23 protein-coding genes are annotated in these 23,956 nt (G+C 56.7%); 21 read left to right on the top strand and 2 right to left on the bottom strand.

Annotation, left to right across the window (positions count from 1 at the left end; all coding sequences use genetic code 11):
* Positions 1-132 precede the first annotated feature (132 nt).
* The 9 genes from HY868_15070 (at position 133) to HY868_15030 (ending at position 9,017) form a co-directional block, all read left to right on the top strand.
* On the top strand, positions 133-570 hold the full coding sequence (locus tag HY868_15070; GenBank protein MBI5303453.1) for a hypothetical protein: 438 nt from the start codon (positions 133-135) through the stop codon (positions 568-570).
* Between the two features lie 108 nt (positions 571-678).
* A complete protein-coding gene (locus HY868_15065; GenBank protein MBI5303452.1) occupies positions 679-1,530 on the top strand; it encodes a nucleotide-binding protein in 852 nt (283 codons plus the stop codon).
* Positions 1,531-1,532: 2 nt separating this feature from the next.
* Positions 1,533-1,910 carry a nucleotidyltransferase family protein gene (locus tag HY868_15060; GenBank protein ID MBI5303451.1) on the top strand — a complete coding sequence of 126 codons (378 nt, stop codon included), beginning with the start codon at positions 1,533-1,535 and terminating at the stop codon, positions 1,908-1,910.
* Complete coding sequence (locus HY868_15055) at positions 1,894-2,166, top strand: DUF86 domain-containing protein (protein ID MBI5303450.1); 273 nt, start codon at positions 1,894-1,896, stop codon at positions 2,164-2,166. Before HY868_15060 ends, HY868_15055 begins: the two co-directional genes overlap by 17 nt.
* 12 nt (positions 2,167-2,178) lie before the next feature.
* Positions 2,179-3,891 (top strand): adenine deaminase, encoded by a 1,713-nt coding sequence (gene ade / locus HY868_15050; protein ID MBI5303449.1) that lies wholly within the window; start codon positions 2,179-2,181, stop codon positions 3,889-3,891.
* 129 nt (positions 3,892-4,020) lie between these two features.
* The gene (locus tag HY868_15045) at positions 4,021-5,274 is read left to right on the top strand and encodes a BMP family ABC transporter substrate-binding protein (GenBank protein ID MBI5303448.1); all 1,254 of its coding nucleotides are present in this window, start codon (positions 4,021-4,023) and stop codon (positions 5,272-5,274) included.
* Between the two features lie 48 nt (positions 5,275-5,322).
* Positions 5,323-6,786, top strand: coding sequence for an ATP-binding cassette domain-containing protein (locus HY868_15040; GenBank protein ID MBI5303447.1), 1,464 nt, complete (start codon positions 5,323-5,325; stop codon positions 6,784-6,786).
* A complete protein-coding gene (locus tag HY868_15035; protein MBI5303446.1) occupies positions 6,783-7,817 on the top strand; it encodes an ABC transporter permease in 1,035 nt (344 codons plus the stop codon). The genes HY868_15040 and HY868_15035 overlap by 4 nt, the downstream gene beginning before the upstream one ends.
* Before the next feature lie 225 nt (positions 7,818-8,042).
* Complete coding sequence (locus tag HY868_15030; GenBank protein MBI5303445.1) at positions 8,043-9,017, top strand: ABC transporter permease; 975 nt, start codon at positions 8,043-8,045, stop codon at positions 9,015-9,017.
* A gap of 76 nt (positions 9,018-9,093) precedes the next feature.
* Here HY868_15030 and HY868_15025 read toward each other — a convergent pair whose 3' ends face one another.
* Positions 9,094-9,402 carry an antitoxin family protein gene (locus HY868_15025; GenBank protein MBI5303444.1) on the bottom strand — a complete coding sequence of 103 codons (309 nt, stop codon included), beginning with the start codon at positions 9,400-9,402 and terminating at the stop codon, positions 9,094-9,096.
* Between the two features lie 58 nt (positions 9,403-9,460).
* Here HY868_15025 and HY868_15020 point away from each other — a divergent pair, with 58 nt between their 5' ends.
* From HY868_15020 to HY868_14965, 12 genes are all read left to right on the top strand, one after another.
* Entirely contained in the window at positions 9,461-10,231 is a 771-nt protein-coding gene (locus tag HY868_15020) for an XdhC family protein (GenBank protein MBI5303443.1), read from the top strand.
* A 47-nt stretch (positions 10,232-10,278) separates the two neighbouring features.
* Positions 10,279-11,730, top strand: coding sequence for an FAD binding domain-containing protein (locus HY868_15015; GenBank protein ID MBI5303442.1), 1,452 nt, complete (start codon positions 10,279-10,281; stop codon positions 11,728-11,730).
* Positions 11,731-11,759: 29 nt separating this feature from the next.
* Positions 11,760-12,095 (top strand): hypothetical protein, encoded by a 336-nt coding sequence (locus HY868_15010; protein MBI5303441.1) that lies wholly within the window; start codon positions 11,760-11,762, stop codon positions 12,093-12,095.
* Between the two features lie 10 nt (positions 12,096-12,105).
* A complete protein-coding gene (locus HY868_15005; GenBank protein ID MBI5303440.1) occupies positions 12,106-15,444 on the top strand; it encodes a HEAT repeat domain-containing protein in 3,339 nt (1,112 codons plus the stop codon).
* Positions 15,445-15,448: 4 nt separating this feature from the next.
* Entirely contained in the window at positions 15,449-15,691 is a 243-nt protein-coding gene (gene xseB / locus HY868_15000; GenBank protein ID MBI5303439.1) for an exodeoxyribonuclease VII small subunit, read from the top strand.
* Positions 15,592-16,131, top strand: a complete 540-nt coding sequence (locus tag HY868_14995; protein MBI5303438.1) for a divergent PAP2 family protein — start codon at positions 15,592-15,594, stop codon at positions 16,129-16,131. Before xseB ends, HY868_14995 begins: the two co-directional genes overlap by 100 nt.
* Before the next feature lie 132 nt (positions 16,132-16,263).
* On the top strand, positions 16,264-17,307 hold the full coding sequence (locus tag HY868_14990; protein ID MBI5303437.1) for a DUF362 domain-containing protein: 1,044 nt from the start codon (positions 16,264-16,266) through the stop codon (positions 17,305-17,307).
* A 54-nt stretch (positions 17,308-17,361) separates the two neighbouring features.
* Complete coding sequence (locus HY868_14985) at positions 17,362-18,924, top strand: 4Fe-4S dicluster domain-containing protein (GenBank protein ID MBI5303436.1); 1,563 nt, start codon at positions 17,362-17,364, stop codon at positions 18,922-18,924.
* A gap of 161 nt (positions 18,925-19,085) precedes the next feature.
* Positions 19,086-20,435, top strand: a complete 1,350-nt coding sequence (locus tag HY868_14980) for a M20/M25/M40 family metallo-hydrolase (GenBank protein MBI5303435.1) — start codon at positions 19,086-19,088, stop codon at positions 20,433-20,435.
* Positions 20,436-20,466: 31 nt separating this feature from the next.
* On the top strand, positions 20,467-21,339 hold the full coding sequence (locus tag HY868_14975; GenBank protein ID MBI5303434.1) for a UTP--glucose-1-phosphate uridylyltransferase: 873 nt from the start codon (positions 20,467-20,469) through the stop codon (positions 21,337-21,339).
* Positions 21,340-21,402: 63 nt separating this feature from the next.
* Positions 21,403-22,413, top strand: a complete 1,011-nt coding sequence (locus tag HY868_14970) for a GHMP kinase (protein ID MBI5303433.1) — start codon at positions 21,403-21,405, stop codon at positions 22,411-22,413.
* Positions 22,414-22,487: 74 nt separating this feature from the next.
* On the top strand, positions 22,488-23,366 hold the full coding sequence (locus HY868_14965; GenBank protein MBI5303432.1) for a DMT family transporter: 879 nt from the start codon (positions 22,488-22,490) through the stop codon (positions 23,364-23,366).
* Position 23,367: 1 nt separating this feature from the next.
* Here HY868_14965 and HY868_14960 read toward each other — a convergent pair whose 3' ends face one another.
* Positions 23,368-23,955, bottom strand: coding sequence for a class I SAM-dependent methyltransferase (locus tag HY868_14960; GenBank protein MBI5303431.1), 588 nt, complete (start codon positions 23,953-23,955; stop codon positions 23,368-23,370).
* Between the last annotated feature and the right edge of the window lies 1 nt (position 23,956).

The raw sequence follows: 23,956 nt of genomic DNA, 5'->3' as shown, positions 1-23,956 counted from the left end.
TTCAGAAATCGGTCAAAAAGATTTCGATGAGAAATCAAAAGAGCGATTTTGCGTACTGGCAAACGCGTTCATACCAGGAACGTCTCGACGCATTAGAACGAATCCGTCAAGAGTATCACGGGTGGAAGTACGGTGTTCAGCCAAGACTTCAAAGAGTTTATCGAGTCGTTAAACGCAAATAGAGCGCGCTACTTGGTGATTGGCGGATACGCGGTTGCATTTCATGGACATCCGCGCTACACCAAAGACCTGGATGTGTGGGTCGAGCGCACACCACAAAATGCCGCGCGCGTTGTCAAAGCGTTGGCGCAGTTTGGATTTGCATCACTTGGTTTGACGGTGAATGATTTTCTTGCGCCAGACCAAATCATTCAATTGGGCAATCCACCCAGCCGCATTGATATCTTGAACGAGTTGCAGGGCGTTGAGTTTGCAAGCAGTTATCGTTCGCGTGTGCGCGTCAAAGTAGATGGCGTGAATGTGAATTTTATTGGACTGGCAAACTTGAAAAAGAACAAGAAAGCAGTCGGGCGATTGCAAGATTTGGCGGACGTGGAGAATTTGGACTAATCGCGTCGTCGTCGGGAACGGCGAACTGAAAACGTTCGATGTGATACAGGTGATTGAGCGGCACAATCGGATCGAACGCGAGATAGTGGAGAGGGTGGGAGTATAGCAATGGTAACTCAAAATTCCGTTTCATCCCAGTCTTTGCTTCTTCTTCTGGTTCCGAGAAATGAAGCTGAACAAGCAATTAGAACACAGATAGAAAAAGGCATTGAGATTAGTAACTTGGTGACCTATCCAGAAAGACTAAAAAATGCCAAGAAGAATGCAATCAAGTGGTTTAAGGACAATGTTGAATTAGTTGGTCGCTTGTTCAACGACGCTACTGTTTTAGAAGAATACAACTCCTTCTTTCGTGAAATACAAATCACAGAAATCCCCTTCAGTGAAGACTACGTTGAATTCTTCAGAAGTAGAATGGGCGCGCTCATTGGTATTCTGGAAACACTTCTGGAGCAACTCGACCTAATTCCTGATGCGCCTGGTACAACCCAATCAATTACTCGGCAGATGGTTCTGGAGAGCAAAGTTTTCATTGTTCACGGTCATGACGAAGCCGCAAAAGAATCTGCCGCGAGATTTGTTGAGAAACTGGGATTAGAAGCAATCATCCTTCACGAACAACCAAACGCCGGTAGAACCATCATCGAGAAATTTGAAGATCACTCCAACGTCGGTTTTGCCATTGTGTTGCTTACACCTGACGATGTCGGCTCACCCAAAGACAAATCGAGTGAAACGAAACCGCGTGCCCGTCAAAATGTGATTCTCGAACTGGGTTACTTTATGGGCAAACTTGGACGAGGACGTGTGTGCGCGCTCTACAAAGAAGATGTTGATATTCCATCCGATTATAAAGGCGTTGCGTACATTTCAATGGATTCGGCTGGTGCATGGCGGATGGCACTTGCGAAAGAAATCAAGAATGCCGGCATCGAAATTGACTTGAACAAGGTATTGTGAAGATGAACAAGTTCGACAATCTCCGTGATAAAATTCTGCCCATCCTCCAACCCTACGGTGTCACGCGCATCGCGCTCTTCGGCTCGGTTGTGCGCGGGGAAGAAACGCCAGAGAGTGATATTGATATTCTCGTGGATTTCGAAGAGCCACGTAAGAAACCGTTTGGCTTGTTCAAATGGATACAACTAGAAGAAGAATTGTCAAAACGTCTGGGAAGAAAAGCGGATTTGGTTCCCGCCAAAGGATTGAAAAAACGTATCCGACCTACCGTCGAAAGGGAAATGGTAATTCTCTATGAAAAACCCCGACAACTACGGACGATTAGAAGACATTCTCGTCGCCATCAAACGCATCGAGTTGTACATGCGCGGCACGAATGAGAAAAAGTTTGAGGATGATTTGATGCGCCAAGACGCCGTTATGCTCCAAATTGAAATTATTGGTGAAGCGGCGCGCAATATCTCGAATGAGTTTCAAGAACAACATGCCGAAATACCCTGGTCAGAAATGATTGGTATGCGCAACAAAATCGTCCATGACTATTTTGAAATTGACGTTTCAAGGATTTGGGACACTGCCAAGGACGACATCCCGCAATTGAAGAAAGCAGTTTCAAAATTATTAAAAGATCGCTGAAGGGAAAGTAATATGGAAATCTCCACGCTCATCAAAGTCGCACGCGGCGAAGAACCGGCGGACATCCTGCTCAAGAACGCGCGCGTCGTCAATGTCTTTTCCGGCGAAGTCGAAGAGACCGGCGTCGCAATCAAACACATGAGCATCATCGGGCTGGGCAACGATTATCCGGCGCACCGTGTCATTGATCTGCGCGGACGCTACATCGCGCCAGGATTCATAGATGCACACGTCCACATCGAAAGCGCGATGGTCCCGCCGTTCGAATTCGCGCGCGCGGTCGTCCCGCATGGGACTACATCCGTCATCATTGACCCGCACGAAATCGCGAACGTGCTCGGCGTCGAAGGCATCCGCTACATGCTCGAAGCGAGCAAGTACACACCGTTTAGCGTCTACGTGATGGTGCCTTCGTGCGTCCCCGCAACGAATCTCGAAACGAACGGCGGCATTTTACGCTGGTCTGATCTCATCCAGTTCAAGAGCGATCCCTGGGTCGTCGGCTTGGGTGAGATGATGAACTATCCCGGCGTGTTGCACCGGGACGAGAACGTGCTCGACAAACTGCGCGCGTTCGCGGACAAACGCATTGACGGGCACGCGCCCGGCGTGACGGGACGCGACCTCGAAGGGTACGTCGCCGCCGGGATTATGAGCGATCACGAATGCACGACCGCCGACGAAGCGCGCGAGAAAATCCGGCTCGGTATGCGCGTAATGATTCGCGAAGCGTCGAACGCGCGCAACTTGAAGGCATTGCTCCCGGTGATTACACCGTGGAACGCGCGCCGCGTCCTGTTCGTCACCGACGACCGCTTTCCCTCCGATCTGATTGACGAAGGACATATTGATTTCATGCTCCGCACCGCGATTCGCGAAGGACTCGACCCAATCACCGCGATCCAAATTGCAACGCTGAACGCCGCCGAGTACTTTAACTTACACGACCTCGGCGCGATTGCGCCAGGTCGCCGCGCCGACCTCGTCATCTTCGACGATCTCTACAAACTGAACGTCGAGCAGGTGTATCGCGGCGGCAAACTGGTCGCGCGCAACGGACGCGTTCTGCCGCAGGAAGAATCGCCGCGCCATCCGCCCGTTCGCAATTCGATGAACATCAATTGGCGCAAGGTGGATTTGCGTTTGCATGCAAACGGGCATAAAAAAGTGCGCGTGATGGGCATCGTGCCGGAACAAATCGTCACGACGCAAAGCATCGAAGCCGCGCGCATCGAGAATGGCTTTGCCGTTTCCGATCCGTCGCGCGATGTGCTCAAGCTCGCGGTCATCGAGCGGCATCAAGCGACCGGCAACGTCGGCTTGGGTTTCGTGCGCGGGCTGGGTCTAAAACGCGGCGCGATCGGTTCGAGCGTCGCGCACGATTCGCACAACATCATCCTCGCCGGCACGAACGATGATGACATGATGACCGCCGCGCGCGCGATTGCCGCGATGCAAGGCGGCTTGGTCGCGGTTGCCGACGGGCAAGTGCTTGCGCGCGTCCCGCTGCCGATTGCCGGTTTGATGAGCGATCAACCACTCGAACGCGTACGCGAAGAATTGGATGATGTTGAACAAGCCGCGCATGACCTGGGATGCAATCTGCACGGTCCGTTTATGGCGCTCGCCTTTCTCGCGTTGCCAGTGATTCCGGAATTGAAACTCACCGACAAGGGACTGGTGGATGTGAACAAGTTCGATTTCGTGCCGGTGTTCGCGGACTAAGTTTCAGGTTCAGGATTCGACGATGAAACCGCGCAACCTCAAACCGGAGAGGAGGTGAAACAAACTCACGTTTCAGTGTCGTGATAGCATCATTCCAATGTTTTGACGAATCGAAAAGGAGAATTCGAAATGTTGAAAAAACTTTCGCTGTTCATGGTGGTCATCCTGGGTCTCGCGTTGATTGCGGCGTGTGCGCCCGCGCCAGCGCCGACACCGGCTCCGCCGACTGCCGCGCCGAAGCCGACGGACGCGCCCAAGCCCGCCGCCGGGATTACGTTCGGCGTCGTCCTCGTTGGTCCGTACAACGATCATGGCTGGAGCGAGGCGCATTACCAAGGCGCGCAGTACGTCAAGAGCAAACTTCCCGGCTCCGATTTCATTTACCTCGACAAACTCAACCCCGCCGATCGTCCCGGCACGACGCTCGAACAAGTCGTGAACGACATGAAATCCAAGGGCGTGAAATTGATCATCACGACCTCGGACGATTTCCAGACCGATACGCTGGCGGTCGCGCCGAAATTCCCGGACATCACCTTCATCAACGCGTCCGGCGACAGCGCCTGGAAAGATGGTAAGAATTTCAAGGACATCAAGAATCTCGGCAACTTTATGGGCAAGATGGAATACATGAAGATGGTTGCCGGCTGTTCCGCCGCACTCAGCACGCAGACAGGCAAGATCGGTTTCTTGGGTCCCCTCATCAACGACGAAACGCGCCGTCTCGCGGATATGGCATACCTCGGTGCTAAATACTGCTGGACGACGTACGCGAAAAAGCCCGCCGCCGATTTGAAATTCGACGTGAAATGGATCGGGTTCTGGTTCAACATTCCCGGCGTCACGCTCGACCCGACCAAGGTTGCGAACGATTTCTACAACGCGGGCAATGACGTCGTGATCTCCGGTATTGACACGACCGAAGCGCTCGTCGTCGCCGGACAACGCGCGAAGAAGGGCGAAAAAGTCTGGGCAGTGTCGTACGACTACAAGGACGGCTGCAAGGAAGCCGAAGACGTGTGCCTCGGCGTGCCGTACTTTAACTGGGGTCCGCGTTACTTGAAGACCGTCAAGGATTTCCAAGCCGGCGCGTATAAAGCCGCATGGGACTGGGACGGTCCGGATTGGAAAGACATCAACAACCCGGACACCGGCGCAGTCGGCTTCACGTTCGGCAAAGCGTTGAGCGCCGCGAACAAGACCCAGGTCGAAACGTTCATCAAAGGTCTGGGCGATGGTAGCATCAATCTCTTCAAAGGTCCTATCACGTTGCAAGATGGCTCCGTCTACGTCAAAGACGGCGCGACGGCGACCGACAAGGAGATTTGGTATCTGCCGCAACTGTTGCAAGGCATGACTGGACAGAGCGCGCCCAGTAAATAGTTCTGATCGCGTAGGGGCGGGGTTACCCCGCCCCTACTTGAGGATTTCATGCGCGTCGAACTCAAAAACATTCACAAACACTTTGGCGCGGTCCACGCGAACAACGACGTCAGCGTGACGATTCAAGCCGGCACGATTCACGGTCTATTGGGCGAGAACGGCGCGGGCAAGTCCACGTTGATGAAAATGCTCTCCGGGTTCATCCATCGCGACGCCGGCGAAATTTCGGTGGATGGTCGTGCGGTCGCGTTCAAAAATCCCGCCGAAGCGATCCGCGCCGGCGTGGGGATGCTCCACCAAGACCCGCTCGATTTCCCTCCGCTCTCCGTCCTCGATAATTTTTTGCTCGGGCGCGATGATGGGTTTATCCAGAAACGCGATGCCGCGCGCGGCGATCTCAAAAAATATTCCGCGCAGTTCGGGTTCGCTCTCGATCCCGACGCGCCCGTTTCATCGTTCACCGTCGGCGAACGCCAGCAACTCGAAATCATGCGCTTGCTTTCACTCGGCGCAAAAATCTTGATCTTCGACGAGCCGACGACCGGCATTTCGCTTCCGCAAAAAAACAAACTGTTCGAAACACTCAACCTCCTCGCCCACGAAGGCATGACGATTATTTTCGTCACGCACAAACTCGAAGACGCCGAAGCGCTGTGCAGTCGCGTGACCGTGTTGCGCCTGGGCAAAGTCGTCGGCGAAGTGACGCGCCCGTTCACGAGCGATCAACTCGTCCAACTGATGTTCGGACAAGCGTTGGCGACGAACGCGCGTCAAGCCATCGAGCTGGGCGAACCGATTCTTGATTTGCGGAACATCGCGGTCGCGGACTATCGCTTGCGCGTGCCGGACATTAACCTGCAAGTGTGCACTGGCGAAGTCATCGGACTCGCGGGCATCGAAGGAAGCGGACAGCGATTGTTCCTGCGTATGTGCGCCGGACTCGATCAGCCGGTCGCCGGCGACGTGTGGATCGCGGGCGCGCGGATGAACGGACAGCTGTACCAAAAATATCTGGATCGTGGCGTTGCGTATCTGCCGGCGGGACGACTCGAAGAAGGACTCGTACCAGGGCTGGATCTCACCGAGCATTTTGTGCTCGCGAAACGCGCGAACGATTTTTTTGTGAACTGGGATCGCGCGTTGAACGAAGCGCAAGCGCGCATCAAAGAGTACAACATTCGCGGTGCGCCCACCTCGCGCGTCGAGGCGCTGTCCGGCGGCAATCAACAGCGCGCGTTGCTCGCATTGCTACAACCGGACTTGAATCTGATTTTGCTCGAACATCCGACGCGCGGACTCGACATTGAATCTTCGATGTGGGTGTGGAAGCAATTGCTCGAACGACGCAAGCGCGGCGCGGCAATCATTTTCGCGTCCGCCGACCTCGACGAAATTTTTGATTACAGCGACCGCATCCTGGTATTTTCCGGCGGACGCGTCGCGCGCGCGTTGAACGCGCGCGAAACATCAGTGCGGCAACTCGGCGAACTCATCGGGGGCAAGGGGCTATGAGCGAAACGACGTCGAAAAAATCACCCTGGCTCGACGCCGCGTGGGCAATCGGTCCAGTTCTACTCGGTTTGCTGCTAACGACGCTCGCGCTCATCGCGATTGGCGCAGATCCGGCGAAAGCGTACGCGACGATGTGGAACGGCGCGTTCGGTTCGGCGGAAAAACTGAGCAGCGTGATGGATGCCTGGGTGCCGCTCGTGCTCTGTTCGGTCGGCTTGCTCATCACGTTCACCGCCGGGTTGTGGAACATTGGCATCGAAGGACAAATCGCGATGGGCGCGATATTCGCGACCTGGGTCGCGCGCACGTTCGACTTGCCCGCTGAGGTGCTCGTTCCGCTTCTTTTTGTCGCGGGCGCGATGGGCGGAATGGTGTGGGCATTGCTCGTCGGCGTGCTCAAAGTGTACGGACGCGTCCACGAAATTTTTGGCGGGCTGGGTTTGAATTTCGTCGCGATGGGCATTGCGCTCTATCTCATCATCGGTCCGTGGAAACGCGAAGGCATCGCGTCCACGAGCGGCACCGAACCGTTTCGCCCTGCCGCGGTGTTGCCCAATTTTCCGGGTCTGTCCATCGGTCCCATTGAAATTGTGATCGCGATCATCGCGTTGGTCATCGTGTACTTGGCTCTGCGCGGAACGCAGTGGGGCTTGAAGTTAAAAGCGATTGGCAAAAACATTCGCTCGGCGTTTTGGCTCGGCATTCCGACGAGTCGGTACATGCTGGGCGCGTTCGCGTTGTGCGGCGCGTTGGCTGGCATTGCCGGCGCGGAGCAATCTGCCGGGGTGTGGGCGCGACTGATTCCTTCGATCTCTGGCGGGTACGGTTATCTCTCGATTCTCGTCGTTCTGCTCTCCGGCTTTCAAGCAACGGGTGTGCCGTTCGTCGCGTTCTTTTTCGCGGCGGTCACCAAAGGCAGTGTGTCGCTCCCGCTCGATCTGCAAATTGATTCCGCGCTCGGCGGTGTATTGCAAGGCATCATCGTGTTGCTTGTTGTGCTCGCCCAAGGGGTGCGCGCCAAGTTTAGATAGTTAGGTAGTTGCGTAGTTAGATAACGGAAACTATCCAACTACACAACTACCTAAACTATCCAACTACACAACTACCTAAACTATCCAACTATGAAACAAAAGACATTATAGGGAATAAGACCTCTCTCGCCAAGCCGCCAAGAACGCCAAGTTTTTTCAGGATGATTCTTTGCGTGCTTTGCGTTTTGGCGAGAGGTAAAAGTTGTTACCGATAAAGTCTAAATAATGGATACCAATTTACTGATCCTTACACTCGCCTCCATGCTCGCCGATAGTTCGCCGCTTGTGTTCGCGGTGATTGGCGAAACATTATCGGAAAAATCCGGCGTCACGAATTTGTCGCTCGATGGGACGATTTTATTGAGCGCGATGGTCGGCTTTGCCGTCGCGTTCACGACCGACAATTTGTACCTCGCATTTCTCGCGGCGATGTTGGTTGGCGCGCTCATCGCGGCAATTATCGCGTTCTCCAGCATTGTGCTCAAGCTCGACCAGATCGCAGTGGGTTTCGTGCTCACCTTGCTCTGCGGCGACCTCTCGACTTTTTTTGGCAATCCATTCGTCCGCAAGCCCTACGAAGGCGTCCAGAATTTTCCAATTCCATTACTCGCGGATATTCCGGTGATCGGCAGGATATTTTTCAATCAAAACGTCGTCGTCTATCTCAGCGTCATTTTGATTTTCGCGGCGTGGTGGTGGATTTACAAAACGCAACTGGGGTTGAAACTGCAAGGCATCGGCGAAAAACCGGCGGCGGCATTCGCGCGCGGCACGAACGTAAATCTGCAACGATTTATTTACACGCTCATCGGCGGCGCGCTCGTCGGCTTTGGCGGCGCGGCGTACTCGCTGTTCGTCAAACTGGGTTGGAGTTATCATCACACGTACGGGCTGGGGTGGATCGCGCTTTCGATTGTGATTTTCGGCGGCTGGCATCCGGTTCGCGCGGCGATTGGCGCGTACATCTTTGGCGGCTTGCAATCGGTCAGCGGCTTGGCGCAGAGTATTCCCGCGTTTGCGAACGTGCCGACCCAGGTTTTCCAGACTGCGCCGTTCGCGGTGATGATTATCGCGTTGTTGGTTGTGAGCAACGAATCAATTGATCGTTTCTTTAGCGGCTCGCCCATGTCGCGCAAGATTTGGCAATCGTTGCGCGGCATGCCGCCCGGCGCATTGGGTACGACATTCGAGCAAGAGTAGAAATCAGAGGGAATAGAATTCGAGGGAGAGGTTGTCGCGCAAATTATCAATCAGCACGGTGGAATCGAAAAGGTATTCAGCCATCGGAGTAGATTCTTTTCATGCGTTCTTCCCAGCCGGCGCGAATTTCGTTGACCCACTCTACAGCGTCGCCAATGTCGTCACGGTCCGCCCACCTGCCAAATGACTCGCGGATGCGCTGTTTAACGAGTTCGTCTTTCGTCAAATCTGCGCACACACGCTTGCGCGGCGTCGTTTTGCGCGTGGGTGGCGCAAACGGTATAATCTTGGCGCGCACTTTTTCACGCGGGCGCAGTTTTATTTTTTCGACTGGGGTGAACACGCCATTCGCGTAAATCAGAGTTACTGTTTTGGGAGTTGCCATTTCACACCTCTCTCGCCGCATTCTAAAGCAAGCCCCAGGTTTTGTCAGCGGAGTTTTAATGGATCCAGTTTTTCATGCGTTGATGGATGCTCTACAAAACAACCAACTTGTCGCGCTCGCGACGGTCGTCAAAACGCGCGGCGCGAGTCCGCGCGAACCCGGCGCGAAAATGCTCGTCTATCCCGACGGTAAATTTGTCGGCACGATTGGCGGCGGCGAGATGGAACTGCGCGTCATTGCCGAGGCGCGCGTCGCGATTCGCGAGGGTAAGGCGCGCTGTCTTGATTTGGATTTACAAAATCACGCGGGCGGAAATTTGGACGATGAGCGCGGTGAGATGGACGTTTTCATCGAGCCGCTCACACACGCGCTTACGCTCGTGATTGTCGGCGCGGGACACGTCGGCGCGGCAGTCGCCGCACTCGCACGGTCGCTCGGTTTTTACATCGTCGTGCTCGACGACCGTCCGGAATTTGTGACGCCGGAAAAATTTCCGTGCGCGGACGAACGCATCGCCGGCGACCTGGTCCAAAAAATCGCCGCGCTTGACCTCACGCCGCAAACGTACGTCGTCCTCGTTACCCGCGCGCACGCGCTCGATCCCGCGTTGCTGGGCGCGCTTGTCGAAAAGGATGTTGCATACATTGGGATGCTGGGCAGCGACCGGCGCGCGCAAACCGCGAAGAACGCACTGAAACAACGCGGCGTAAGCGACGCCGCACTCGCGCGCGTCCATGCGCCGATTGGAATAGAAATCAACGCCGAGACGCCGCAGGAAATCGCGGTGAGCATCATGGCGGAGATCATTCAAGTAAAACGAAAGGCGTAATTGGTTGTTGGTAATTGCCATTTACCATTTACCATTTACGGGGAACCATGTGGGACACATACATCACCGCGACATCCATTGAACACGCGCTTGACCTGCTCGCACAGCACGGCAACAACGCGCGGCTCATCAACGGCGGCACGGATTTGATTTTGGAAATCGAACGCAAGGCGCGCGCGCCCAAGGTTGTGATTGATGTCAGTCGAATTCCGAAACTGGACGAAATCCGCTTCGAGGACGGCACGTTTCATCTTGGCGCGAGCGTCACGCACAATCAAGTCGTCGCCGATGCGCGCTTGCGCGCACACGCGTACCCGCTCGTGCGCGCGTGCTGGGAAGTGGGTGCGCCGCAGATTCGCAATCGCGGGACGGTCGCTGGCAACCTCATCACCGCGTCGCCGGCGAACGATACGATCACGCCGTTGCGCGCGCTCGGCGCATGGGTGACGCTGGAAAGCAAGGGGCGCGGCAAACGCGAGCTGGACCTCGAAGAATTTATGCGCGGCGTCCGCAAGACTGCGCTCGAACCGGATGAAATGCTCACCGCGATTTCGTTCCCCGCGCTCAAGCAAAACGAATTCGGCACGTTCATCAAACTGGGTCTGCGCCGCGCACAAGCGATTTCGGTGGTCAATGTTGCGGTCGTGTTGGGATTTCGAAATTCGAAATTCGAAACTCGAAATTCACCGCTTGAATCGGTTTGGATTACATTAGGGTCTGTCGCGCCGACGATTGTCGCGGCGACCGACGCGCAGCAATTCCTCATCGGCAAAACGCTCGACGACGAAACGATCGAGCAAGCCGCGCGTCTCGCGATGAATGCCGCGCGACCGATTGACGACATTCGCGGCACCGCCGATTATCGCCGCGAAATGGTGCGCGTCCTCGTCGCGCGCGCGCTGCGCCAACTACGCGACGGCGCCGAGCGCGAAGATAGTCCAGAACAACCGGTGATGTTGTGGGGAAAAACGGAAGGCAAATTCAAAATTCGTAATTCGAAATTCGCCGCGCAAGCAAATTCCGAATTTCGAATTACGAATTCAGACACCATCGAAACCGTCGTCAACGGCAAAGCGCATACCATTGAGAATGCATCCGACAAAACTCTTCTCCGCTTGTTGCGCGAAGATCTGGGATTACCAGGCACGAAAGAAGGTTGCGCGGAAGGCGAGTGCGGCGCGTGCGCGGTTTTTCTCGACGGCATCGCGGTGATGAGTTGTCTCGTGCCCGCGGCGCGCGCGCACGGCGCGGAGATCGTGACGATTGAAGGTTTGCCACGCGACGGAAAGCTACATCCGGTTCAACGCGCGTTCATCGAGACTGGCGCGGTGCAGTGCGGCTATTGCACGCCGGGTTTTATCATGAGCGGCGCGGCGCTGCTCGACGAAATTGCGCAGCCGACACGTGAGGAGATACAGCACGCGCTAACCGGCAATTTGTGCCGGTGCACCGGGTACTATAAAATCATCGAGGCGATAGAACAAGCGGCGACACAATAGACGAATCAAAAACGAATGTGAGGCGAACCGTGGACGACGCGAAAAGTTTGAATCGGCGTTTCGAGACGATTGCGTGGGGGACGTTCTTTATTGTGTGGGGCTTGACTAGTCTGTTCCGGTTTTTACCGGACGGCAGCGCGACCATCGGCATCGGTGTGATTCTGCTGGGACTAAATCTCGCGCGTTACCTGAACAGGATTTCCACCAGCGGTTTCACTATCACGCTCGGCGTCATCGCGCTCGTCATCGGCGCGGTGGATGTGGCGCGTGCCGTGTTTCGTTTACCGATTGACCTACCTTTTTTTCCAATTCTGTTGATTACGATTGGCGTGATCTGGATTGCGCGTGAAGTGACGAAACGATAGAATCGTCCTAATGCGAAAAATTTTTCTGAGTTCAACCGCCAAAGATTTGCAGGAATATCGCGACGCGGTGTTCGCGGCGATTCAGGCGTGCGACGATTTGCATTGCGTCCGCATGGAGGATTTTGGCGCACGGGCGGTAATGGCAGATGAGTTTTGCCGCGCCAAAGTTGCTGAGTGCGAGGTGTTTGTTGGAATCGTCGGGCATTATTTTGGAAGCAGTCCGAAGGGTTCGGACAAGTCGTACACGCAACAAGAGTACGACGCGGCGGTTGAGACGAACAAGCCGCGCTTGATGTTCATCGCGCCCGACGATTTTCCAATTCCCGCGAATCTCGTCGAGAACGCATCGAAACGCAAACGACAGCGCGAATTCCGTGCGCGTGTCAATGGCGTGCTGCGCGCCGAATTCAGATCGCCGCAGGATTTGGCGACGAAAGTTGTCACCGCGATTCGCAATTGGGAACGCGAGCAAGAACAGATCACAATGGAACAGCAGCGCGAGCAATATCTCGCGCACGTCATCGGCGAGTGGGAAAAGATTCGCCTGATTGGTTTTTCGCACGCGGGCAAGGTGGTTGACGACCCAAAACTGGAGCAGGTGTTTGTGCCGCTGCGCGTGGAGAGCGTCGCGAGCAGGGAACCGTTCGAGAAAGGGACAGAAATCGAGGAGTCCCCGAGAACAACATCTGCGGCGTTGCGACGGGTTCTTTGGAGAGCGATTAATGAACGTGATGTGACAGAGCGAAAAGTTGGCATAGCCTTCGCGTTACGGGTCCAGCGGAAAGCGGTTGTGCTGGGCACGCCTGGCGCGGGCAAGTCCACGCTGTTGCAGTGGCTCGCGCTTTCGTTTGCGCGCGGATGGCACGGTGCGGCGACCGCGCCCGTACGCGACGAATCGCGCGTGCCGTTGCGAATCGTGCTGCGAGAATTCGCGCGGGAACGCAGTCGGCGGGGCGCGGGATATGCAGTTGAAGATTATTTGCACGACCACTATCGCGCGCGCGGGCAGAATTTTCCGTCGCAATTCTTTTGCCATTTCATCGAGCGCGGAGAGTGCGCGCTGTTGTTCGACGGGATGGACGAGGTCGGCACTGCCGCCCAGAGAATCGAGATGCGCGACCTCATCGAGAATCTGGCGCGCGCGCATCCTGCCAATCGTTTCATCGTCACATCGCGTCCGAAAGGATACGAAGCCGCCCCGCTCGACCGCCGCGAGTTTTACACGTTCAGCATCTTGGATTTCGACGACGACGCGATTCGCCAATTCATCGAGAACTGGTATCGCGCGGTCGAGGGGAAGAACGAACCCGAAGCGAAAGAGGGCGCGCGGCTTTTGTCGGAATCGCTGGACGCGAATCCGAACGTCAAGCGACTCGCGGTCAATCCGCTGATGCTCACGATTATCGCGACCATCCATCGCACGGAACGATTGCCGAATCAGCGCGTCAGGTTGTACGACAAATGCGCCGAATCGCTCCTGGTGAAATGGGACGAGGTGCGCGGCATCGGCGGCGCGCCAATCGGGGAAGAAGAACAGCGGCGACGCTTGGAACACATCGCGTATTGGATGCACAGCGAGAACATCGGCGATGTGGAACGCGACGAGTTGCAGCGCAAGTTGACCCGATTCTTGAAACCGCGCTATCCCGACGCGGCGGATGAAGCATCGCGATTCATTGACCGATTGGTGGAGCGCGCGGGCATTCTGGTCGAGCGCAGTCCCGACCGCTTTGCGTTTGCGCATCGCACCTTTCAGGAATATTTTGCGGCGATGGACATTTACAATCGCTATCTGGACGAAGAAGACCCGCAGATTGTCCACGACGCCGTGATGTCGCACCTGCACGACCCGCGCTGGGAAGAAGTGAGCTTGCTGACGATGGCGAAACTCAAGGTCAAGCCCACGACGAAATTGCTGCAAGCCATCTTGAGCGCGAACAGTTGGGGCGAAGGCGTTTTGCATCGCGACCTTTTCTTTGCCGCGCGCGTTCTTGCCGATGACGTGATGGTCGAGCGCGCGGTGGTGGAGCGCGTGGTGAAAGAGTTGTGCGATGGTTTGTTACACACTCATTTGCGCGAGAAACTTCATAGGGAGTACATTGAAATCCTGACTTGGATTGCTAGAGGCGAAAATGGTGGTATTGCAACGTTGATTCTGAGGGATTCGCACAAGAGATTTTTGGATAGTTGGTGTGCCGATTGGATGAATCCATTAGTGGCAAGAAAAGAACCCGAGACGACACAACTGTTACTCGACTTGACGCGCCCCACGAATGATGAATGGGTACAGCGGAAGGCGGCTGAAGCGTGGGGGCATTTGGGCGAGAAAGCGCAAGCGACACAACTGCTAATCAACCTAGCGCGCACGGCGCGTTCTGAATTTGAACGGCTGGATGTGGCTCAAGCATTGGGAGAACTGGGCGAGAAAGCGCAAGCGGCACAATTGCTACTCGACCAGGCGCGCACAGCGAATAATGAGAGGATGCGGCAAAATGCGGCTGAAGCATTGGGGCAGTTGGGCGAGAAGAGCGAAGTGGTTGTCAACGGACTACTCGATTTAGCGTGCACATCAAGCGACTTATGGGTGCGGCGGTTTGCGGTTCGGTCATTGGGGCAGTTAGGCGATAAGAGCCAAATGGTTGTTGACGGATTACTCGACTTGGTTCGCACGGCGAGTGACGAAGATGTGCGACGACTTGCGGCTTGGTCATTGGGACAGCTAGGTGAGAAGAGCGAAGCGATTGTCAACGGATTACTCAACTTGGCAGTCGCGCCAAATAGCGAATTGGTGCGCTACGATGCGGGCCGAGCGTTGGGACAGTTGGGCGAGGAGGCGCAGGCAGCACGACTGCTACTTGACCTAGCACACACGACGAGTGTTGAATGGATACGGCTGTCGGTGGTTGAAGCATTGGGAGAGGTGGGTGAGAAAGCGCAAGCAGCACAACTGTTACTCGATTTGACGCGCCCTGCAAGTGCTGAATGGGTGCGGCAACGTGCGGCTAAATCATTGGGGAAATTGGGGGAGGAAGCACAGGCGGTACCACTGCTACTCCACTTGGCGCGCACGGCAAGTAACGAATCAGTGCGACAGGACGCGGCTCGGTCGTTGGGGCAGTTGGGCGGGACAACGCAAGCAGTACCCTTGTTACTCGACTTGGCGCTCAAGGCGAGGGATGGAGAGGTACGACGGGACGCGGCTCAATCGTTGGGAGAGTTGGGCGAAAAGACGCAGAGTGTTCTGGATGGCTTACTGTACCTGGCACAGCAGGATGTGAGATCGGACGTGCAAAATGCGGCGTATGGGGCGTTGAAGCAATTGCTGGCGCAGGAAGAATTGGAGAAATAGCATAATGCCAAAATCAAAAGAGAAATCCGAATCCTTTGAAAATCTTTTTTCCGAACTCGAAACGACGATCGCGAAACTCGAAGCCGGCGATTTGCCGCTCGACGAATCGCTCGCGCTGTTTCAGCGCGGGATGGAACTCGCCAAGCAATGCGGCGCGCTGCTCGATGCCGCCGAACTGCGCATCAAAGAACTCGTGCCGCGCGGCGAGACTGTTTCCGCACAAGATTTCGACGAGGACAACGCGTGAACGATCTTCTCGCCAACCGCATCGCGCAAGCCACGTTCATTCCCTGGGCAATCGCGCAAATCCTCAAAGTCATCGTCGAATTATTGTGGCATCATAAATTGAATTTACGTTTGCTGACGAGTGCCGGCGGTATGCCTTCGTCCCATTCGGCGACGGTGTGCGCGCTCGCGACAGCCGTCGCGATCCAAGAAGGCACCGGGTCGAGTCTGTTCGCGGTCGCGTTCGTCCTCGCCGTCATCGTGATGTACGACGCGGCGGGCGTGCGTCGCGCCGCGAGTATTCAAGCGCGCATCCTCAATCAAATCATTGACGAGCTATTTCAAGGACACCCCATCAGCGAAACGCACTTGCGCGAATTGTTGGGACACACACCCATCGAAGTCGTCGCCGGTGCGGCGCTCGGAATCGCCGGTGCGTGGTGGTGGCTGACGCGCGCGTAACCGGTTTCTGACTGATTTTGGACGCGAATTGTGATGATGTGAGTATACAAGTAGACAGGTAGACAAGTAGACAAGCAAACTTGTCTACCTGTCTCCTGTTTACTTGTATACGTGTCCCCCCGAGGAGGAACCATGCTAACTCGCCGCGATTTTCTACGCCGTTCGATTCTCGTGACGATGGGCGCCGCGCTCGCGTCGTGCGCGCCGACGCCGACGCCCGCGCCCGCGCCTGCCTCAACTTCCGTGCCAGCTCCGATCAACCCTCCCGCGCCAACTGCCACGCGTGCGCCAGCGACGAACGCGCCCGCGCCAACTTCTGCGCCGGTCGTAACGATGACTGCGACACCGGTGCCGCCCAGCGCGGTCGAGCCGCACCTCGTCGTCGCACGCGGCGCGGTCGCCGCGACGATTGCACGCGCGGCAGTGGATGCGCTTGGCGGGATGAAAAAATTCGTCAAGACCGGGAACGACGTCATCATCAAGCCAAACATTTGCAACTCGTCGTACGGACCCGAGTACGCGACGACGACGAATCCCGACGTCATCGCGGAACTTGTCAAGCTGTGTCTCGAAGCCGGCGCGAAACGCGTGCGCGTGATGGACAATGGATTTTCCGGCTCGGCAGTAGAGGGCTATAAACGCAGCGGCATTCGCGAGGCGGTCGAAAAAGCCGGCGGACAAATGGAAATTATGAGCGCGTCCAAATACGCGAATGTCGCGTTGCCCAATGCGCGCGACATCAAAACCTGGGGCGTGTATCAAGATATTTTGAAAGCCGATGTCGTCATCAACGTGCCGATTGCAAAACATCACGGCTCGGCGCAAGTCACGCTGGCGATGAAAGGATTGATGGGCGTGATCCAGGATCGCAACGGCATTCACCTCTCGCTCGATCAACGCATCGCCGATTTGAGTACGCTCATCAAGCCGACGTTGAATATCGTTGACGGCATTCGCGTGCTCACCTCGCACGGACCGACCGGCGGGCGGCTCGATTACGTTCGACAGGACAACACGATCATCGCGAGCGTTGACCCGGTTGCGGCGGATGGGTACGCGACCCAGTTATTCTTTAAGAAAAAACCGGAATCCATCGGTTACATCAAGTACGCGGCGGAGATGGGGCTGGGTAGTTACGATTTTGCGAAACTGCGCGTGAAGGAAGTGACGGCGTGATGCGTGAAATTCACGTGTTACGCATCGCGTTTGACGATCTCGAATGAGGCAAGTGTGACCGCAACTCGCTGGCAACGCGCACGACAAATCACACAAATCGCAAGCGTCATTCTGTTTTTTCTGCTCGCGTTTCTCACGTATCGCGGCGCAGAGTCGCTGGTTCCACTTGATCTGTACTTGCGCGTCAATCCGCTCGTCGCGTTCGCGGCGATGATGGCGACGCGCGCGTTCATCGCGACGATGGCGCTCGCGATGGTCGCGCTTGCGCTCGGCTTTGTCGTCGGGCGCGCGTGGTGTGGTTGGCTCTGCCCGCTCGGCGCGCTCCTCGATTGGACAACACCAAAAACCTGGAAGGTTTCCACGCTTCGCGCCTTCCAGGTTTCTCCCAACATCAAATTCATTTTACTCCTCGTCATTTTCTTTGCCGCGCTGATGGGCAATCTCACCTTCCTCATTCTCGACCCGATCACGATTCTCAATCGCACGTTTAGCGGCGCGGCGTTGCCTGCGCTCAACGCATTGATCCTGGGTATCGAAACACTCTTGACGCCGATTGCGCCGCTCGCGCCCATCGTGGATTTTATCGAGCAGAATTTTCGCGGCACGGTGTTGCCCGCGCAACAAACGACGTACGGGCTAGGCATTTTGTTCGCGCTCGTGTTCGTCGGCATCGTCGCGCTAAACTGGGTCGCGTCGCGCTTTTGGTGTCGCTACTTGTGTCCGCTCGGCGCGGTGTACGCATTGCAAGCGAAAATTTCCTGGCTGCGTCCACGCGCGGTGAAAGAATGCAGTCACTGTGCCGCGTGTATGAAGGCGTGTCCGACCGGCGCGATCACGGTCACGAAGCAAGGTTTCACGGTTGATTCGGCGGAGTGTGTCGCGTGTATGGATTGCGTTTCAGCGTGTCCTGAATCGGTGATTGGTTTCCGACCGCCGACCGCCGACCGCCGACCGCAAATTAGCGGCGGTCAGCCGTCAGCCGTCGGCGGTCGAGCACTCTCGCGTCGCCAATTCATCGCGAGCGCGGCAACCGCGGTGACCTCGGTCGCATTGTTCCGCGCCGCGCCGAGCGCGCAACGTGATGACGCGTTTCTCGTGCGACCGCCTGGCGCGCGCGAAAATCATTTCCTCGAAAAATGTATTCGCTGCGCCGAGTGCGTCAAGGTGTGCCCGACCGGCGGACTGCAACCCAGTTTGTTCGAAGCCGGGATCGAAGGATTCTGGACGCCGCTTCTCGTCTCGCGCCTGGGTTATTGCGATTTCTCGTGCAACGCGTGCGGACAGATTTGTCCAACCGGCGCGATTCCGCCGCTCGCGCTCGACGCGAAACGCGCGACGGTCATCGGGCACGCGTACATTGACGAGAATCGCTGCATTCCCTGGGCGAGTTACAATCGCTGTGTCGTCTGCGAAGAAATGTGTCCCGTGCCGGAAAAAGCGATTCGGCTCGACGAGGTTGATGTTATCGCGCCGGACGGCGCGCGCGTGCATCTGCAACGCCCGCGCGTGATTCACACCTTGTGTATCGGGTGCGGCATCTGCGAGTACCAATGCCCGCTCGTCGGTCCCGCGGCGATTCGGGTGTACGCGCCGACCGTGTTCCCCTCGCGCGCGTGAACCTGGGCAGGGAACGGACGCTGTTCCGTTCCATTGAGGAACGCTCCGGCGAGCGTTCCCTACGAATCTTCGCCAGTCCCTTGCGACTGGCGATTTAATTTGGTTTGCGCTCCTCGCCTTTACGCACTATAATCGTCGCGTGAAAATTTTGAGGAGTAGTCATGTCAGAAAAACTTGATTCGTTTTTGAAGACGCACTTGGATGAGTACATCGCGGAAACGGCGCGCCTGTGCGCGCAACCCAGCATTTCGGCGAAGGGCGAAGGCACGCACGAATGCGCGAATCTGATTGTCGCGACATTGGAAAAGCATGGTTATCGTGTGCAGAAATTCGCGACGCCCGGCAATCCGATCATCGTCGGTCACGCGGATGGCGCGTTGCGCCGCACGTTATTGTTCTACAATCACTATGACGTGCAACCGCCAGAGCCGCTCGAACTGTGGACGACGCCGCCCTTCGAGCCGACGATTCGCGATGGCGCGTTATACGCGCGCGGCGCGAAAGACGACAAGGGCGAGTTCGTCGCGCGATTGATGGCGGTGGACGCGGTGCGCGCGGCGCGCGATGGCAAATTGCCCTGCGGCGTCACGTTCGTCGTCGAAGGCGAAGAGGAAATCGGCAGTCCGCACATCGCGGAATTTGTGCGCGACCATACCGAGCTTTTGCAATCGCACGGCGCGATTTGGGAAGAGGGCGGCATGGATCCGGAGGGACGACCGGAAATTGGACTGGGTCGGCGCGGCGTCTTGTCGGTCGAGCTGTCGGTCGAATCCATGACACGCGACGCGCACTCGGGTAGCGCGCACATTTTGCCGAATGCGGCGTGGCGTTTGACGTGGGCGCTCGCGTCGCTCAAACATCGCGATGAGCGCATTCGCATTCCCGGCTTTTACGATCACGTGCAACCACCGAGCGCGACCGATCTGAAATTACTCGACGTGCTGCCGCAACACGAAGAGTGGGCGCGCAAATCATTTGGCGTCAAGGAATTCGTGCGCGGCGCGCGCGGCAAGGCGCTCAATCGCGCCGTGTTCGAGCCGACGTGCAACATTCAAGGCATCACCGCCGGGTATCAAGGCGCAGGCAACAAGACCGTCATTCCCGCGCGCGCGTCGGCGAAGATTGATTTTCGACTCGTGCCCGATCAAAGCCCCGATGATGTTTTCGCCAAACTGCGCGAGCATCTCGACAAGCAAGGTTTCGACGATGTGCGCGCGGAATGGCTCGGCGCGATGTGGCCCTGCAAAGTGTCGCCCGACGATCCGTTCGTCCATCTCACCGCGCGCACTGGCGAAGAAATTTACGGCGTGCCGACCGTGCTCAATCCGATGGGCGGCGGCAGTAGTCCGATGTACGCGTTTGCGAAACCGCTCGACATTCCTATCGTCACGTGCGGCGTGGGATACGCGAACAATCGCACGCACGCGCCGGACGAACACGTGCGCCTCGTAGATTTTCTGAACGCGGCGCGTCACATCGCGCGCATTTTCAACGGGTTCGCCGATTTGTAAAACACGTAAAACCTGATAAAGAGGTGAGACCATGGAGATCAACATTGCGGTCGTGCCCGTTGCCGGACTGGGCACGCGACTTTTGCCCGCGACCAAATCGCAGCCGAAGGAAATGTTGCCGGTCGGACGCAAGCCCGTCGTTCAGTACGTCGTCGAAGAATTGACGCGCGCGGGAATGCGGCAGATGCTGTTCATCACCGGTCCCGGCAAGGCGTCTATCGAAAATCATTTCGACGTGGACGACGAGTTGATTCAAACGTTGCGCGAAAACGGCAAAGAGGATTTGCTCGAAGAACTTGAATTCGAACGCGCGCCGATTCAGTATTTTTACACGCGCCAACGCCAACTGTTGGGGCTGGGTCACGCGGTCTTGTGTGCGCGCGAATTTGTCGGTAACGAACCGTTCGTCGTCGCGCTCGGCGATTCGATCATTGGCTTGCACGCGCAGAGCGACATTGTGCGGCGCATGACCCAGGTTTTCAGCGACAACCACGCCGACGCGGTCGTCGCGTTCGAGCAAGTGCCGAGCAGTGAAGTGCATCGTTATGGTATCGCGAAACCGAAAAACGACGGCGACGTATTCGAAATCGCGGACGTGATCGAGAAACCGAGTCCGGAAGAAGCGCCGAGCAATTTCGCGATTGCGGCGCGTTACGTTTTTGCGCCCAACATTTTCGACGCGCTCGCGCGCACCAAGCCAGGCAAGGGCGGCGAGATCCAACTGACCGACGCGATTCGCTTGGTGCTGCAAGAGGGCGGCAGGGTGTTCGGGCTGACGCTGCGCGACGAACGCCGGTACGACATCGGCAACTATGACGCGTACTTTCGCGCGTTCGTCGAATTTGCGCTCGCCGACGAAAAGTACGGCGCGTCGTTGCGCGAGCATTTGAAGCAAATCGTTTAACGCAAATTGGAAATTTGCGCTGCGTGGGGGAAATTTCCAATTTGCCAACATCCGGAGAACAAGATGCACCTCATTCGCCAACGCGCGTATGCGCGCGCCGGACTCATCGGCAATCCGTCGGACGGCTACAACGGCAAAACGATTTCGATCACCGTGCGCAACTTTTGGGCGGAGGTCGTGCTGTACGAGTGGGACTCGGTGGACATCGTCCTTGCCGAGAACGACCGTGCGCGTTTTCGCTCGGTGCGCGATCTCGCCAAGGATGTGCAACTACACGGTTATTACGGCGGCATTCGGCTCATCAAAGCGACGATCAAACGCTTTGTCGAGTACTGCGACGCGCGCAACATCCTATTGCACGACCGGAATTTTTCGGTGCGGTACGATACGAACATTCCGCGCCAGGTTGGGCTTGCCGGGTCGAGCGCGATCATCGTCGCAACGTTGCGCGCCTTGATGGATTTTTACGGCGTCACGATTCCGCGCCAAGTGCAACCCAGCTTCGTGCTCTCGATTGAACGCGAGGAACTGGGTATCGCGGCGGGCTTGCAGGATCGCGTGATCCAGGTGTACGAAGGCGTCGTGTATATGGATTTTGACAAAGCGCGCGAATGCGTGGTCGAAGGATTCAAGTGTTACGCGTACGAGCAACTCGATCCCGCGCTCTTGCCGCCGGTGTACGTGTCGTACAACAACACGTTGAGCGAACCGACCGAAGTGTTTCACAACGATATTCGCGGGCGCTATGATCGCGGCGAAGAACAAGTGGTCAATGCGATGAACCACTTTGCCGATCTCGCCGCGCAAGCGCGTGCGGCGATTTTACAACGCGATACCGCACGACTCGCCGCGTTGATGGATGAGAATTTCAACACGCGGCGCAAAATTTTCCAGTTAGCGGAATGGCAAGTCGAGATGGTCGAAGTGGCGCGCGCGTGCGGTGCGAGCGCGAAATTCGCCGGCTCCGGCGGCGCGATCATCGGCACGTATCGCGACGACGCGATGTTCGAGAACATTCGCGCGAAAATGGCGGTGATTGGTTGTCGCACGATCAAGCCGCAAATCAATCCTTGAGGTGTGACGAGTGACGTGTGACGAGTGACGCAAATTCGCCACACACCACTCGTCACACGTCATTTGAGAGAGCCATGACAATAGGAATTATCTTCGGTTTACTCAGCGCGTTCATTTGGGCGACGACGAGTCTTGCGATCAAAGCGCAAGCGGATGAAATTCACCCGACCTCGTTCAACGCGTTTAGAATGATCGTCGCGACGATTTTTACGTTTGCAATTCTGCCGTTCTTCGATGGTTGGCATGCCATCGCCCAGGTTCAAACCGGCACGGTCCTCGTGCTCGCCGTTTCCTCCATCATCGGCATCGCGATTGGCGACGTGTTGTATTTTTGGAGTCTGACGCAAATCGGCGCGTCGCGCGCGTTGCCGCTTTCCGGCTCGTATCCACTTTTTACGTGGGCGCTCGCCATCCCGTTTCTCGGTGAACAGCCCACACCCACGGCGATGCTTGGCACCGCGCTCGTCGTCATCGGCATTTACTTGCTCGCGCCAAAAAATGGCTCACGCGTTCAGACCGACGCGCGGAGCGAACGGCTCGGCACATTCGCCGCCATCACGGCGGCGGCATTGTGGGCAATTGCGACAATGCTGCTGAAGCTGGGTCTACAAGAATCGCCGAGCGTACTCGTGGTCAACGCGGTGCGTTTGCCGGTTGCCGCGCTTGCCACCGCGTTCGTTGCGCTTTATCAAACGCGCGGCGATCCCTGGCGCGGTTTTACGCGCGCAAGTCTGCCCAAGCTGGGCGCGCTCGCGATGTACAGCACCGGCATTGGGATGATCGTGTGGACGCTCAGTGTGAGTTACGCCGGCGCGGCGCGTGCCGCGTTGTTCAACACCGCCGCGCCGCTGATCGGCGTGCCGCTCTCGGTCATCTTTTTGCGCGAGCGCGTGACCCCGCTCGTCGCGGTCGGCACGGTGCTTTCGGTGGTTGGCGTGTGGATGATTTTGTAAATCATTTCCGCGTCATCCAATACACCGCCCAGCCGCGCGGAAATCCGGCGAGTCCACTTGCGCCGGCGTACCGCTCGATCACAAAGTACGGACTAAACCGCCGCTCCGCCTCGCCCAGCTCGAGCGCCATCCGCGAGTAGAACGGTTGCTCCCACCAAACCGGCTTCCACTCAAACACGTACAACAAAAATCGCGTTCCCGCGCGCATGAGTGGCAACACATTTTGCATGTACCGGTCGCGTTGCGCGGGCGATAAATCGTCGAGGGTGCCGTAATCCACGAGCAGATCGAATGTGCCGCGCACGCGCCTCAGGTTGGTGAGATCGTCCACGATAAAATTTACATTCACGTTTGCGGCGCGCGCGCGTTTGCGTCCCAGTTCGATTGCCGATTCTGCAAAATCCACGCCCGTTACGTCAAAGCCGTGTTGCGCGAGATAGATGCAATTGCTCGCCGTGCCGCTGCCGAGATCAATCGCGCGGCACGGCTCGATCCGCCCGCGCTCGACCAACTCGACGAGTTCTTTGCGCGCGCCAATGTCCCACGGCGCGCGCAAGCGTCCGTACAAAATTTCGTAGAACCATTTCATT

This window comes from Chloroflexota bacterium (assembly GCA_016219275.1).
Lineage (GTDB): Bacteria > Chloroflexota > Anaerolineae > UBA4142 > UBA4142 > JACRBM01.
Note: the sequence above shows the minus strand (reverse complement) of the source record. Positions and strands in the feature narration are given on the sequence as shown.